14 protein-coding genes are annotated in these 15,113 nt (G+C 45.9%); 8 read left to right on the plus strand and 6 right to left on the minus strand.

What is annotated here, in order from left to right; all coding sequences use genetic code 11:
• Positions 1-515 precede the first annotated feature (515 nt).
• Entirely contained in the window at positions 516-767 is a 252-nt protein-coding gene (locus ACLHG7_RS09900; RefSeq protein ID WP_410210878.1) for a hypothetical protein, read from the minus strand.
• Positions 768-797: 30 nt separating this feature from the next.
• On the minus strand, positions 798-1,337 hold the full coding sequence (locus ACLHG7_RS09905; RefSeq protein ID WP_410211019.1) for a M23 family metallopeptidase: 540 nt from the start codon (positions 1,335-1,337) through the stop codon (positions 798-800).
• A gap of 385 nt (positions 1,338-1,722) precedes the next feature.
• Between ACLHG7_RS09905 and pstS the strand changes: the two genes are divergently transcribed.
• The 5 genes from pstS to phoU all read left to right on the plus strand — a co-directional run bounded on the left by pstS (position 1,723) and on the right by phoU (position 6,732).
• Complete coding sequence (gene pstS / locus ACLHG7_RS09910; protein WP_410210879.1) at positions 1,723-2,760, plus strand: phosphate ABC transporter substrate-binding protein PstS; 1,038 nt, start codon at positions 1,723-1,725, stop codon at positions 2,758-2,760.
• Positions 2,761-3,048: 288 nt separating this feature from the next.
• The gene (gene pstC, locus ACLHG7_RS09915) at positions 3,049-4,002 is read left to right on the plus strand and encodes a phosphate ABC transporter permease subunit PstC (RefSeq protein WP_410210880.1); all 954 of its coding nucleotides are present in this window, start codon (positions 3,049-3,051) and stop codon (positions 4,000-4,002) included.
• Positions 4,002-4,865 carry a phosphate ABC transporter permease PstA gene (gene pstA, locus ACLHG7_RS09920; protein WP_410210881.1) on the plus strand — a complete coding sequence of 288 codons (864 nt, stop codon included), beginning with the start codon at positions 4,002-4,004 and terminating at the stop codon, positions 4,863-4,865. Before pstC ends, pstA begins: the two co-directional genes overlap by 1 nt.
• 135 nt (positions 4,866-5,000) lie before the next feature.
• Positions 5,001-5,900: a phosphate ABC transporter ATP-binding protein PstB gene (gene pstB / locus ACLHG7_RS09925; protein ID WP_410211020.1), complete on the plus strand. Its 900-nt coding sequence runs from the start codon at positions 5,001-5,003 to the stop codon at positions 5,898-5,900.
• A gap of 109 nt (positions 5,901-6,009) precedes the next feature.
• Positions 6,010-6,732 carry a phosphate signaling complex protein PhoU gene (gene phoU / locus ACLHG7_RS09930; RefSeq protein WP_410210882.1) on the plus strand — a complete coding sequence of 241 codons (723 nt, stop codon included), beginning with the start codon at positions 6,010-6,012 and terminating at the stop codon, positions 6,730-6,732.
• Between the two features lie 132 nt (positions 6,733-6,864).
• On the opposite strand, the gene ACLHG7_RS09935 is transcribed toward phoU, so the two are convergent.
• Positions 6,865-7,128, minus strand: a complete 264-nt coding sequence (locus ACLHG7_RS09935; protein WP_410210883.1) for an oxidative damage protection protein — start codon at positions 7,126-7,128, stop codon at positions 6,865-6,867.
• A 210-nt stretch (positions 7,129-7,338) separates the two neighbouring features.
• Between ACLHG7_RS09935 and argE the strand changes: the two genes are divergently transcribed.
• Positions 7,339-8,526 (plus strand): acetylornithine deacetylase, encoded by a 1,188-nt coding sequence (gene argE, locus ACLHG7_RS09940; protein WP_410210884.1) that lies wholly within the window; start codon positions 7,339-7,341, stop codon positions 8,524-8,526.
• On the opposite strand, the gene ACLHG7_RS09945 is transcribed toward argE, so the two are convergent.
• Positions 8,499-9,170 carry a 4'-phosphopantetheinyl transferase family protein gene (locus tag ACLHG7_RS09945; RefSeq protein ID WP_410210885.1) on the minus strand — a complete coding sequence of 224 codons (672 nt, stop codon included), beginning with the start codon at positions 9,168-9,170 and terminating at the stop codon, positions 8,499-8,501. The genes argE and ACLHG7_RS09945 overlap by 28 nt on opposite strands.
• A 233-nt stretch (positions 9,171-9,403) precedes the next feature.
• Here ACLHG7_RS09945 and argA point away from each other — a divergent pair, with 233 nt between their 5' ends.
• Positions 9,404-10,753 (plus strand): amino-acid N-acetyltransferase, encoded by a 1,350-nt coding sequence (argA, locus tag ACLHG7_RS09950; RefSeq protein WP_114897872.1) that lies wholly within the window; start codon positions 9,404-9,406, stop codon positions 10,751-10,753.
• Positions 10,754-10,945: 192 nt separating this feature from the next.
• Entirely contained in the window at positions 10,946-11,851 is a 906-nt protein-coding gene (locus tag ACLHG7_RS09955) for a sulfite exporter TauE/SafE family protein (protein ID WP_410210886.1), read from the plus strand.
• A gap of 76 nt (positions 11,852-11,927) precedes the next feature.
• Here the strand turns inward: ACLHG7_RS09955 and glyS are convergent, their stop codons facing one another.
• Both glyS and glyQ read right to left on the minus strand, forming a co-directional pair.
• A complete protein-coding gene (gene glyS / locus ACLHG7_RS09960; RefSeq protein ID WP_410210887.1) occupies positions 11,928-13,997 on the minus strand; it encodes a glycine--tRNA ligase subunit beta in 2,070 nt (689 codons plus the stop codon).
• The gene (gene glyQ / locus ACLHG7_RS09965; protein WP_410210888.1) at positions 13,994-15,016 is read right to left on the minus strand and encodes a glycine--tRNA ligase subunit alpha; all 1,023 of its coding nucleotides are present in this window, start codon (positions 15,014-15,016) and stop codon (positions 13,994-13,996) included. Before glyQ ends, glyS begins: the two co-directional genes overlap by 4 nt.
• Between the last annotated feature and the right edge of the window lie 97 nt (positions 15,017-15,113).

A 15,113-nucleotide genomic window follows, 5' to 3' on the forward strand; every position in this document is an offset into this window, starting at 1 on the left:
AAGTGAAACCTCTTTGCGCCGATGGTAGTGTGGCATTCGCCATGTGAGAGTAGGGCATCGTCAGCTCATTATTCCAAAACCAAAACCCCCACCTCTTATAAAGGTGGGGGTTTTGGCTTTATAAAGCCTTTTTAATCAATCTATGAAATATAGAAGGAATTTAAAGTCTTCGTGTTAGTGCGATCTAAAATATTTGGAGCCCTTAAGTTTCATCAACTTTCGGGCTTTTTTTTATTGTTCGGAATTGATACTGCTGTCTATAGCGTTGCTGGACGTCGTTATTATATTTTGAAGTTGAGAAGTTGGCTGATCATCGGTGGCTTCATTAGGATTACAGGAATTCAATGCGATAATAAGGGAAAAGAGTATCCACGCTTGTATCGACTGTTTACGTCTAACTTGTGGTGTAAGGGATAAGTGGCTCAATTGAGTTTTCCTTGTTGCGGATCGAGGAGCATCTGTATTTTCCTCGATTTTAAGATAAAACAGAACGGATATTTTGTGTACGGTCTTCTTTATTGTGGATCAATCGTGAATGGCGCCCAGAGGGACTGCTGGGTATCCCAATATTGCAACTGATCAAGAATGATTGATGTGAAAGGAATCCAGTCGTCTTTGCCCTGTTTTTCAGAAAAACCCGTACTCATCAGTAGATCGTCTTCTCTGATCTCCATGATCCATCCTTGCAACGTTCGTCCATCAGTAAGATGAATGCGCTGCTGGTTCCCTTTTTCCGCAAATACTGCAAGTTGCTCCGCAAGATCCATGACTTTACTCAAATGATGCAAAGTCTTATTTTAACGCAAATATGGGTAAGGATTTACAGCAGTTCGATTCGGCGATAAATAAATACCATAGTGCAGATGTGTCGTTGTTGCATTACCCGTGCTGCCGACGTAACCCAGCGTATCACCGACTTTTACCGTGTCACCGATGCGGTATTTGCCGAAACTTTCCAAGTGGGCGTAGTAATGTTGACTCAGTGCATAGCCAACGACAGTAATCGCATTCCCCCCTGCACCATAGCTGCTGATCCGACTGACAATGCCATCTGTCGTACTATAAACGGGCGTGCCACGCTTACTCAGAATGTCGATGCCTTCGTGACTGCGCCCGTGGCTACGTGCATTACCCCAAGTATCTGTCAGTTGATCTGCAGATATGCCTTTGACAGGAATGGGGAGGTGTGATGGCAATGGTGTACTGGCAAGCTCCTGATAGAATTTTGATTGTGAATCGATACGTGCAGTAGCGTTCTTAGGTGGTGTGGATGCACAAGCAGTGAGTAGGCTTAATGTCAGAATAGCTGAACAGCTGTGTTTCAATCGGGAGGGCATCATAGAGTAAATTCCATTTAATGCTGTGATGGTGTAGAGGTATGATATCGCTATCGTTTGGAAAAAAATATGCCGCTTACATTAAAGATAGGCTTTATCTAAAGAAGAATAGCGGCTAAATGTGTATTAGTAAAAAATGACTTTATGAGATGCTGCATCTACGCGGATGATTTCGGTATTATGAAATGATCAGGATATAAGCCATTGTAACGTTTCATGGTGACCATAATGTCGATAAAAAAGTATCGTGTTGCCTATAAAAAGAGCCTAATATGACGATTGTAAGAGAACTGTCATAAAAGTATCACAATTCTCGGGTCTAATAGCATCGTTCAAGAATTCTGTTTTTTATTGATATTGTTGGCTCTATTTTGAGGTCTAAATAATGCGTATTACTTCTTTGATGTTATCAATTCTAGTCTCTGCTGCAACTGTAGGCGTTGTTCATGCAGCTGACGTTACTGGTGCGGGTTCTTCTTTTGCTGCTCCTGTGTTCACCAAATGGGCAGATGCTTATAAAGCTAAATCAAGTGTTGGCTTAAACTATCAATCTATCGGTTCTGGCGCAGGAATTAAACAAATTTCTGAAAAAACTGTAGATTTTGGTGCGTCTGACAAGCCACTGTCACCACAAGATCTGGAAGCAAAAGGTTTGACACAATTCCCAGCAATCATGGGTGGTGTCGTTCCTGTATTGAACATCAAAGGTATCGCAGCAGGTCAAATTAAACTGACAGGCGATGTACTTGCAAACATTTACTTGGGTAAAATCAAGCAATGGAACGATCCAGCGCTGGTTGCATTGAACCCAAGCCTGAAAGACATCGATGAAAACATCACTGTAGTGCGCCGTGCAGACGGTTCAGGTACTACATTCATCTTCACAAACTACTTGTCTAAAGTCAGCGCTGACTGGAAAACTAAAGTAGGTAGCGATACTACTGTTGCATGGCCAGAAGGCGTTGCAGGTAAGGGTAACGCAGGTGTAGCGTCTTATGTACAACGTATCAATGGTTCAATTGGTTATGTTGAATTTGCATACGCAAAACAAAACAAATTGGCTTATACCCAATTGCAAAACCGTGATGGCGCATATGTACTGCCAGATGACACGACTTTCCAAGCTGCTGCAGCTTATGCTGACTGGGCAAAAGCACCCGCATTTGGTGAAGTATTGACCAATGAACCAGGCAAAAACAGCTGGCCAATCACTGGCGCAACTTTTGTATTGCTACAAAAGAAAGCTGACAAGCCGACCCAATCTAAAGAAGTATTGAAATACTTCGAATGGTCATTCAAAAATGGCGGCGCACTTGCAGCACAATTGGACTATGTTCCAATTCCAGCAAACGTTGTTAAGTTGATCCAAGCTTCTTGGAAAACTGAAATTAAAGATGCCGCGACTGGCAAAGCAGTTTGGTAAGTAGTGAATAACTAGACTGATTTATGAAATAAATAATTCAGAGCTACGTGAACGCATGTAGCTCTGTTTTTGACTTTATATGAACTGTGTTTTTTGATTTGTATTTTATATAGATGAATACCATTAAGATTTGTTCATCAAGATATGGGGGAGACTGAGCGGATTACTGCTAAAGGGTTTGCGGTACTGTTCACGTCCAATTCAAAAGCATGACCTAAAGTGTCTTCGACAATATTGCTGTATTTATAAAGCACCCAAAGATTTGCAACTTGGATTAGATAGGTAATTATGATTACTTCAGAGATAACATCTGCTGCTCGACTGATCAAAGTCGAGAATGGGCGTAATGCCAGATTTCGCGTGATTGTCCTGGGGATTGCACTGTTGGTACTGATTGTACTGGGTGCAATTATTTTCACGCTGGTTGATGGTTCGATGCCTGTGTTTAAACAGTTGGGCCTCAGTTTCTTTACTAGTAAAGAATGGGATCCAGTCGCCGGTCACTTCGGGATTTTGCCTGCAGTCTACGGGACCTTGGTAACATCATTTATTGCACTAATTATTGCAGTGCCAATCAGTTTCTTTATCGCATTTTTTCTGACTGAACTTTGCCCATATCGTTTCCGGGCAACTTTGAATGCGATCATCGAACTGCTGGCTGGGATTCCCAGTATTATTTATGGCATGTGGGGATTGTTTGTTCTTGCGCCAATCCTATCCGATCATGTCCAGCCTTTGCTGACAAAATGGTTCCAGCATGTCTGGCTACTGAAAGACATTTTTGCAGGCCCGCCGATCGGAATTGGTTTTCTGCCTGCGGCACTAATTCTAGCGATTATGATCATCCCATTTATTACTGCGGTGATGCGTGAAGTTTTTGATGTCGTCCCAAAGACTTTGAAAGAGGGTGGTTATGGTCTGGGTGCGAACCGTTGGGAAGTAACGCGCGATATCGTACTTCCACATACCAAAGTCGCGCTGACTGGTGGTGTGATGCTCGGACTGGGACGTGCATTGGGTGAAACCATGGCGGTTACGTTCATGATCGGTAACGTGAATACCATCAGTATTGGCTTATTTGATTCGGGTAACAGTATCGCATCCGTGATTGCGAATGAGTTTGCCGAGGCACATGATTTGCACATGTCCGCATTGCTTGCCCTTGGTCTCATTCTGTTTTTCATTGCCTTCCTTGTGCTTGCTGTTGCACGCGCTCTCATTCATAAAGTGAAGAAAAGCTAATGGCCACTTATACAATGACTCCGTTTTTTAACTTCAAAAGAAAGCTCGTCAATAAGGCGGTCTTAACACTCGCAACTGTGATTTCAATTTTGGGGATGGCTTTACCATTCTGGATTTTATTCACAGTGATTCAACGTGGTTTTGGTTCATTCAACTGGGCCTTGATTACTCAAATCACTCCACCGCCTATGGCTGAAGGTGGTTTGCTGAATGCGATTGTGGGTAGCTTTTTGATGGTCGGTTTGGCCATGGTGATCGCAGCGCCGATCGGCATATTCACAGGAGTATATCTTGCTGAATATGGTCGTGAAAGTAAACTCGCATCGCTGATCCGCTTTGTGAATGATGTGCTCTTGTCTGCGCCATCAATCGTGATTGGTCTGTTTGTTTACATCATCATGGTTGTTCCAATGCATCACTTCTCGGGCTATGCCGGTGTGGTGGCTCTGGCGATTATTGCGGTGCCGGTCATGGTCCGTACCACGGAAAATATGTTGCTGCTTGTACCAGATGTGATGCGTGAAGGTTCCTTGGCACTCGGTTCATCAAAACGCCAAGCGATCTTGCGGATTTGTTTGCCTGCAGCGAAGAACGGCATCATCACCGGTATCTTACTTGCACTTGCTCGGATCAGTGGTGAAACAGCGCCATTGTTATTCACAGCATTGAATAGCCCTTACTACTCAACTGATCTCAGTCAACCGATTGCGAACTTGCCAAATACCATCTTTCAATTCGCGATGAGTGCGGACGATGGCTGGATCAGTTTGGCATGGGCTGGAGCCGCATTAATTTCACTGTATGTCGTGATTATTAATCTGGTTGCGCGCCTGGTTTTTGCAAGAAACACCACAGGTAAATAAATAGGTAATTAAGTCTACATCTTGATATGTGTGATTGTGGGTGGGGAGCTCACCATGTCATATCAGGAACATGCAGAAATTCGAAGGTGCGGCCTTAGCCTATATCCTATCGACAACTTAATAGGTAGTATTATGATGAACGAGATCACAACGAATAGGCAGTCTCAGATGACAACGAATATACAGCCTCCTGAATCTGGAGCAGAAAGCACCCCAACAACGATTCGTACCAATGTCACTGGTAACGAGAAAAATCGTGATTTGAGTACTTATACTGCTGAAGAAATTGAAGTTGTTACTAAAGACCTCAATTTATTCTACGGTAAGAAACAAGCACTTTATGATGTCAACATGGTCATTCCAAGCAAACGTGTGACTGCGTTTATTGGCCCATCAGGCTGTGGTAAGTCTACATTGTTGCGTACCTTTAACCGTATGAATGACCTGATTGAAGGTTGCCGTATTGAGGGTCAAATTCTGCTGGATAACCAAGATATTTTTGATAGCAGTGTTGATATTACGAGCTTACGTCGTCGTGTGGGTATGGTTTTCCAAAAGGCGAATCCATTTCCAAAATCGATCTATGAAAACGTGTGCTACGGTTTACGTCTACAAGGTGTGAATAAGAAAAGCATTCTGGATGAAGTCGTTGAGACTTCTTTGAAAGGTGCGGCGCTTTGGGATGAAGTCAAAGATCGTTTGCATGATTCAGCTTTAGGTCTATCTGGTGGTCAGCAGCAACGTCTGGTGATTGCACGTTCGATTGCCATTGAGCCTGAAGTTTTGCTGCTGGATGAGCCATGTTCTGCACTGGATCCAATTTCAACACTCAAGGTTGAAGAGCTGATCCATGAGCTGAAAGAGAAATTCACCATCATCATTGTGACCCATAATATGCAGCAAGCGGCGCGTGTCTCTGATTACACCGCGTTTATGTATTTGGGTAAAGTGATTGAACATACCGATACCAACACCCTGTTCACCAATCCACATCAAAAACAAACCGAAGACTATATTACGGGTCGTTACGGCTAAGTTTGATGTGAAAATGGGAAAGATCGCTCGAAGTATAAGATGATAATTCTGACTTCGGTGCGATTTTTAAACTTAAAATAATACCGAATATCATGAGGAGAACCGTGTCATGGTCGCGACTAAGGAAGATTTTGGACATCATATTTCCCAACAGTTCAATGAAGACTTGGGCAAAGTTCATGCTCAGTTTTTAGCGATGGGTGGACTGGTCGAGTCGCAAGTTGCGAATGCAATCCATGCACTATTGGATACTGATGCGGTACTGGCAACCAGTGTTCAAGAGAATGATGCACAAGTGAATGCGATGGAAACCCGTATTGATTCGGATTTGCTACAAATCCTAGCGCTGCGTCAACCTGCGGCAAGTGACCTGCGTATGGTGATTGCAATCAGCAAAGCCAATACCGATCTTGAGCGGATTGGTGATGAAGCGACCAAGATTGCACGTCTGGCAAAGACTGCAAGCGAAGAGGGCGAATCACCACGTGGTTATACTGAAACACGTCATATCGGTAATCAAGTTCGCTTGATGATCCGTGAAGCGTTGGATGCCTTCGCACGTTTGGATGTTGAAAAAGCATTTCAAGTTTTGCAAGCCGACGCGGAAGTAGATCGCGAATATCAAACAGCTACACGTGCGCTGATGACCTATATGATGGAAGATCCACGTCATATCAGCCGTATGATCAACGTACTATGGGTACTTCGTTCACTGGAACGTATTGGTGATCATTCTCGCAACTTGGCGGAGCAAGTTATTTACATGGTGAAGGGTGCAGATGTTCGCCATGTCAGCTTCGATGAAGTCGAGAAGCAAGTTTTCAGTAAATAAATCATCCCGAGAGGGTGATCTCGTTTCTAAGACTTGATCACTGATCATGAAAAAGCCACTCAGTTTAACTGGAGTGGCTTTTTTTATATCATCTAGAATAAGGCTGTACGTTTTGATACGTAAAACTAGAGGCTATGCTGGTTTCCAGCCAACAGGACGCTCATAATCCTGATTGGTGAGAAATTTCGCACGCTGTTCATCTAAAAACACTTTAGATTCAGGTAACATCACGTTCAAGCGGTTTTCGTTGATCAATAGGGTTTGATGCCCCATCCACTCCTGCCACGCTTTTTTAGACACATGGTCAAAAATATCTTGGCCTTTAGCGCCAGGAAAGGGTGCAAACTCTAAGCCTTCTAGCTCTTGTTGATATTTACGACAGAATACGGTGCGCATGGGCGTTGCTTCCTAGTGACTTCTTGGGCTGACAGACTCAGATGCGGCAAGTTATTTCGCAGCGTGCACTATTTTAGTCTTTCAAGGGACGGAGTGCTAGGTTAAGCTCAATGAAAGTCTGCAATGAGTGTGCTCAGTTAATTAAATACTCATCAGATAGACTAATCGTAAAGTTTCAAATGCAAAGACGATCACAATGGCAGGTATAACATGGCGGATTTAAAAATGGATGGTCAAACGCGTCAAATGATTGCGGAGTTGGTTGCGATCCCCAGCGTGACGTGTACCAATGCCAAACAGGATCAATCCAATCTTCCGGTCATTGAGTTGCTTGCGACTTGGTTTTCTGATTATGGGTTTCAGTGTGAGATTATGCCGGTTGCCGATGGCAAAGCCAATCTGATTGCAGTACTTGCCAATGGCGCAACCGATCTGACTGGGGGGCTGGTACTAGCAGGGCATACTGATACCGTCCCCTTTGATGGTGAACTGTGGAAGAGTGATCCGTTTACACTGACTGAGCGTGATGGCAACCTGTATGGGCTAGGTACAGCCGATATGAAAGGGTTCTTTGCCCTCATCCTACAAGCCTTACGTGCCTTACCGAATGCCAAGTTTAAAGCGCCCTTGATCGTCATTGCCACCTGTGATGAAGAAACATCGATGGCGGGTGCTAAGGCATTGGTACAAGCTGCGCAGAAAAAAGAAGGTCGCCAAGGTCGTTTTGCCTTGATTGGCGAGCCGACTGATCTCAAACCGGGTCGACTGCATAAAGGCGTCATGCTCGAGCGGATTTTAATTACCGGTCAGGCTGGGCATTCGAGTGATCCTAGTCTGGGGCGCAATGCATTGGATGCCATGCACGAAGTGATGACCCGTTTGATGCGTTACCGCGATGGCCTTAAAATGCTGCAACAACCCATCTTTGCCGTGCCACACCCCACGTTGAATCTCGGCTGTATTCATGGCGGAGATAATCCGAATCGCATTTGCGGTCTGTGTGAATTACAGTTTGATGTTCGTACTTTACCTGGCATGAAGATGCAGACGATCCGAGAGGAGATTCGGCAGTTGATTGCAGACGTGGCACCGACGTTTGGGGTGGAGCTGCTGTACGAGCCAGCGAGTTCTGGCGCACCTTCCGCCGAGACACCCGCGGACTCTCCCTTTGTACAATATATCGAGGGTTTGACCGGGCAAACAGCAGGAGCCTTGGCCTTTGGTACAGAAGCGCCGTATTTCCGTCAATTAGGTATGGATACGGTGATTCTTGGACCGGGTCGCATTGAACAAGCGCATCAGCCTGATGAGTATATTCCGATTGCGAATATTGAACCGATGGTCGGGTATCTCACCCAATTGATTCAGTATTATTGTGTGTTGGGTGAGGCGAGTTGAGCTAAGCCTTGCCAAGCCACACTCACCACCTGCTCATCCAAATCAAAACTCCGATAGCACCATGCTCCTAATAAGGCATGCTCAATCAGTTCATCGGCATTTTGCGTATTAAAACTATTGAGATCAATTCGAATGCCCATGCCGTGTGCTTTTAGAATCGCCTCTTTACGCGTCCATGTCGTGAGCCATTGGTTATGGGAGCTCGGAGATGATGAATCAGGGTTTTTCCAAGCTTCATATTCAGTCGGATGAAAATAACGCTTAGCGAGAGATTCAGCTGGAAAGTTTCTATTTTTATCTTCGATATCAACACCAACTGATAAATGACCTCGGCACCACACCAGCACAAAGGCATCATGGCTATGTGAGATATTAAAGCTGACCGCATGATCATTGAGATAAGGCTTGCCATCCTCAGTTTGATCGAAGGTAAGCTGTTCAGGATGAATGCCTAGCGCCTGCGCCAGTATTTCTCTACGCCATGCCCGTGCTAGCAATTGTCGCTGCCGACGATCTGGATGACGTGCAACACCTATCTGGTCTTGAGTAGTCAGCAGAGATAATAAACGTGACTCTTCCTCCGCATTCACTTGGGAAAAAAGACGAATCTCAATATGAATAACGGCAGAATCGTTTACAGGCATCGGGTGTAGGCGATTGGATATTGGACTGACTAATATAGCGTGTTTGATGCGCTAAGCGCAGGGTTCTATTCAAAGAATACAAGTCAGATGCTGCGCAAGCGATCTTTTTCCTGCTAACATCATATTTTAACAGTTCATCTTTAAAATCGATCTGAACATTCACCCCTTTTCGCGTCGCTTTTCTCATATAATCGAACACAATTTAATTCGTGTGTTTTGCAGCAGGATTCCCCATGGCCGATGATTTTCTTTCCCCCGATACCATGACCGACAACTATGTCCATTGGTTCCGTAACTCTGCGCCGTATATCAACGCGCACCGAGGGAAAACCTTCGTTCTGATGTTTGGTGGTGAGGCGGTAAATCATGATAATTTCCGCAATATCATCCATGACATTGCTCTGCTGCACTCACTTGGGATTCAGTTGATTCTGGTGCATGGCGCACGTCCACAGATTGATGAGAATCTCATTGAATACGGTCTAGAGACCCCATTCCACAATGATTTACGTGTGACCACGCGAGAAGCGCTGCGCTGCGTATTGGATGCAGTGGGCTCTATTCGTCTTGAGATCGAAGCATTGCTGTCCATGGGCTTGGCGAACTCCCCAATGTATGGTGCGCGTATTGACGCCGTGTCGGGCAACTTTGTGACGGCAAGACCGTATGGCGTACGTGACGGTGTGGATTTCCAATTGACTGGTGAAGTGCGTTCAGTGGATACCGAAGCGCTGCAAAAAAGCTTGGCCAATCGCAATATCATCGTTTTAGGCCCAACAGGGTATTCGACCACCGGTGAGGTTTTTAATCTATTGGCTGAAGAAGTCGCCGTTGAAACGGCAATCACCATTAAAGCCGATAAGTTGATTTTCTTGGGTGAGCACGAAGGTATTTCAGGTAAAGACAATCGCTTGCTTCGTGAGTTGATCCCTAATGAAGTGGATCAGTTCTTGCGTGGCAAGAAGCTGGATAGTGAAATACTGCGTCATATGCATGGCTCGGCCGAGGCTTGCCGTGGCGGAGTGCGCCGTGTGCATATCATCTCCTATGCGCGAGATGGTGCGCTGCTCCAAGAGCTCTTCACGCGAGATGGTTCTGGCACTCTAGTCAGTAATGATCCTTATGAAGAAATTCGTACCGCTGATATTGATGATGTCGTAGGTCTGATTGAACTCTTGCGCCCTCTTGAAGAAGAAGGGATTTTGGTCCGCCGCTCACGTGAACGTTTAGAGACTGAGATTGCGCAGTTTGCTGTTATTGAGCGTGATGGCATGATCGTCGGCTGCGCTGCGCTGTACCCGATTCCTGCACAGCCCAATGAGCCACCTGCGGCTGAAATCGCCTGTGTGGCGATTCATCCCAGTTATCGTAAATCGAGTCGTGGTGCCGAGCTGTTAGATTATCTGGAAGCGAAAGCGCTCAATAAAGGCATCAAAAATCTGTATGTGTTGACCACGCGTACAGCGCTTTGGTTTATTGAGCAAGGCTTTGAACCGACTGAAGTCGATGATATGCCTGAAGCACGCCAAGCGATGTATAACTATCAGCGTAACTCCAAAGTTTTTGTGAAGCGTTTGGGGTAACGTTCAGCTAAACCTGAGTCCATATTTGCCAGGTTGGTATGATTTTGATCATGCCAACTTTTTTATTTTTTAAGAGTGCAAGTCACAAAATATTTAAGATGATTTATCAATATATAAAGCTTAATTTGATCATTCTCAAATGATGTAAAAAAGCTAACCTGTTATCACTTTTATTGAATCGTAGTGATGGCAATGAGTGATCTTTATTTTATTTTGGCTGGTATTGTGGTGGGGTTTGCCGTTGGGGTAACGGGGGTTGGTGGGGGATCTTTGATGACGCCGATTTTGATTAGCGTGCTGGGCGTTCCTGCGCAAATTGCGATTGGGACAGATCTTCTTTACGCATCCATTTCTAAATTCTGTGGTTCGGCAGTTCATGCTAAAAAACTGAATATCGTTTGGTCCGTGGTGTTTTGGTTGGCACTGGGTAGTATTCCCGCCTCATTTGCAACCACATGGGCGCTCAATCACTTTTTTAGCAGTGCCAATGAATACAAGAAAATTCTGACATTAGTTCTCGGCTTTATGTTGACGTTGACAGGTGTTTCCATCGTTTTTCGCAGCAAGATCGAGGACTTTTTTCAACGTATCCGCCTCAAAAGAAATCAAGAGGCAAGCATCGCACGTGATGACTTCAGTGACCCCTATGATGTCAAAAACAATATCCCTGTTTTAATCATGGGCGTGGTTCTGGGTATTCTCGTCACTTTGTCTTCAGTCGGGGCGGGAGCCTTTGGTGTGATGGCACTCCTACTCCTATTTCCCAATCTACCCATGATTCGGATCATTGGGTCAGATGTGGCCCATGCTGTCTTGCTGACATTGGTTGCGGGGCTGGGACATTTGCTCTCGGGTAATGTTGATTTTCATATTTTGACTTTCTTATTGATCGGTGCGATTCCCGCTATTATTGCCGGAACCTTGCTCAGTTCCAGTCTACCTGAGCGCATTATCCGCCCAATCCTTGGCATAACCTTGCTCTTGCTCGGGATTAATTTTTTAGTGAATCCATCAAAGGAGAAGCCGCATAAAGTTGAGGCGCATGCAGTAGCGGTAGTGGGTACTGCATCACAACCTCTGTTGAATCCAGCAAGCTAGTGACTTCGGTTCCATCAAAAAAGCCTCTTCAATGGAAGAGGCTTTTTTGTATGAGCGCGCGCAAGGATAAATGTTTTTAACCTTGCAACAAACTCACATCCGCCACACTCAAAAACAGCGCTCTTAAACGTGTCAGCAAACGCAAACGATTTAAGCGCAGTGCTGCATCGTCTGCATTCACCATCACACTTTCAAAGAATGCATCAATAGGCGTGCGTAGAGCAGCCAATTGTGACAGTGCAGGGGTGTATTCCGATTGGGCGAGCAATGGGTGCACTTTGGGTTCAAGTGCCTCTAAGGTCTCGTACAATGCCTTCTCGGCGGGTTCAACCAGCAGGGCTGTATCAATCCCGCCCGTACTGACCGTTTCTTTAGCCAAGATATTTGCCACACGTTTATTCGCCGCCGCCAATGCGGTTGCTTCTGGCAATGCACGGAAATTCTGTACCGCACGGATACGCTGATCGAAATCAAGTGGTGAGACTGGATTCAAGGCTTGTACCGCCTGAATCACGTCTACCTCAATGCCTTGATCTTCATACATCGAGCGATAGCGACTTTCCAAGAAGGCTTTGGCATCTTGAATGGTCTTGGATGGATTTTCGATTCGGGTCGCATAGTTTGTGACGGCTTGTTCGACAAGGTCGGTCAAGCTTAAGGTCAGGCGCTTTTCAATCAGAATACGCAAAATACCGATCGCAACACGGCGCAGACCAAAGGGGTCTTTGTTGCCTGTCGGCGGTTGGTTGATGCCAAAAATCCCCGCTAAGGTATCCAAGCGATCAGCCAGTGCAATGCTGACCCCAGTCAATGTTTGCGGTAAAACATCGCCTGCAAACTTCGGTAAATATTGCTCGCGAATTGCCGTCGATACATCTGAAGGTGCGCCTTCAAGTGCTGCGTAGTAACTTCCTGCAATCCCTTGGAGTTCAGGGAATTCACCCACCATTTCAGAGGCAAGGTCGCACTTCGACAACTTAGCCGCTTGGATCGTGTGTTCAACATTGCCACCGATTTGACCTGCGATATACGCAGCCAGCGTTGCAATACGTTCGGTTTTATCCCACAGCGTGCCGAGCTGTGCTTGGAAGATGCGATTTGCAAGCTTCTCTTGACGAGCTGCAAGCGGTTGTTTCTGGTCTTGTTTAAAGAAGAATTCCGCATCGGTCAGGCGTGGGCGAACCACTTTTTCATTTCCTAGCGTGATTTGCGTTGGGTCTTTACTTTCAATGTTTGAAACAGTAATGAAGTAAGGCTGTAGCTTGCCGTTGCTATCGACCAGACAGAAGTACTTCTGATTATCCTGCATGGTAGAAATCAAGGCTTCTTGTGGCACATGTAGGAAACGGGATTCAAACGTGGCACGCAGGGCGACAGGCCATTCGACCAGACCTGTAACTTCATCACGCAGATCCGCAGGGACGAGCGCCTTGGCATTGACTTCATCGGCCAGTTTTTTAACCTGAGTGTCGATCAGTTGTTGCCGCTCGTCAAAGTCTGCAACGACATAGGCATTGCGTAGCGCTGTCAAATAGTCTTCTGCGGACTGCAAGGTAATTGCAGCAGGCGCATGGAAGCGGTGACCATAAGTTTGATTGCTACTTGCAAAGTCTTGGATGGTGGCAGGAATGATCGCCGCATCTTTCATCAAGACGACCCACTGCACGGGGCGAACGAATTCAGTACGACTTGCCGCAGAGCGCATGCGTTTAGCAATTGGCAATGCGTTCAGTGATTCTTGCAAGAGGGTCGGTAATAGATCATCAAGCGATTGACCTGTTACGGTTTTGCGATGAACCAGCCATTCGCCTTTATCGGTTGGAATACGAATGAGATCTGATACTTCGATCCCTGCACCCTTGGCAAAGCCAATAGCCGCAGGGGTAGGCGTACCATCAGGTTTAAACGCGCCGGCAACCGATGGGCCACGGCGTTCTTCAATACGATCCGGTTGATGACCCTCGATGCCTTCAATCAGAATCGCAAGGCGACGGGGTGCGGCGTAGGCATTGATCTTGGCATACGGTAGTCCTGCACTTTGCAGACGCGTTGTGACTTCACTTAGCAATGCATCGCGCAGTGTTTTTAAGCTTTTCGGCGGGAGTTCTTCACAGCCTAATTCAAAGAGTACGGTGTGCAGACTCATTTCGACTTCTCCGCTTTTGCTGCTGCTTTATCGATTTGTGCTTGCTCGGCAGCCTTCTCCGCTGCGAGTTTTGCCAAGACTTCGTCACGTAGGACCGGCTCGGCCATTGGGAAGCCCAGCTTCGCGCGCGAGTTGACATAGCTTTGCGCGATCGCACGGGCAAGTCCGCGAACACGCAGAATATAGCGCTGACGTTCGGTCACTGAGATTGCGCCACGTGCATCAAGCAAGTTAAAGGTATGGGATGCTTTGATGACCATCTCATAAGCGGGTAGTGGCAATTCAACCGCCATCAAACGATTCGATTCACTCTCATAAAAATCAAAGAGTTCAAAGAGTTTTTCGACATTGGCGTGTTCAAAGTTATAGGTTGATTGCTCAACTTCGTTTTGATGGAAGACATCGCCATAGGTCACAGTACCAAATTGACCACGTGTCCAGACGAGATCATAGACCGAGTCCACCCCTTGCAAATACATCGCAAGGCGCTCAAGGCCGTAAGTGATTTCACCTGTAACCGGATAGCACTCCAAACCACCGACTTGCTGGAAGTAAGTGAACTGTGTGACTTCCATACCGTTCAACCAGACTTCCCAGCCGAGACCCCAAGCACCTAGTGTGGGTGATTCCCAGTTGTCTTCAACGAAGCGGATATCATGAGTCAGCGTATCGATACCAATCGCTTTCAACGAGTCGAGATAGAGCTGTTGAATGTTGGCTGGATTGGGTTTCAACACGACTTGGAATTGATAGTAATGTTGCAGGCGATTCGGGTTTTCGCCATAGCGACCATCTTTGGGACGGCGTGAGGGTTGTACGTAAGCCGCATTCCACGTTTCTGGACCAAGTGCACGCAAGAAGGTTGCGGTATGGAAAGTACCGGCACCCATTTCTAAATCATAAGGCTGGAGGACCACACAGCCCTGATTTGCCCAATAATTCTGCAGGGCAAGAATAAGTTCTTGAAAGGTAAGATTAGAAATAGCTTGGCTTTTAGTCGTGTTCGTGGCGGTGCTCATGGCAATCCATGCTAAGTTACAAAATTGGTGGGTAGTATAGTGAATTTGAGTAGAATTTTCACGGGGTGATGTTGTTAAGTGGCGCAGTAAAATCCAA

Origin of the sequence: Aquirhabdus sp. (assembly GCF_046462495.1) — a bacterium.
Taxonomy (GTDB): domain Bacteria; phylum Pseudomonadota; class Gammaproteobacteria; order Pseudomonadales; family Moraxellaceae; genus Aquirhabdus.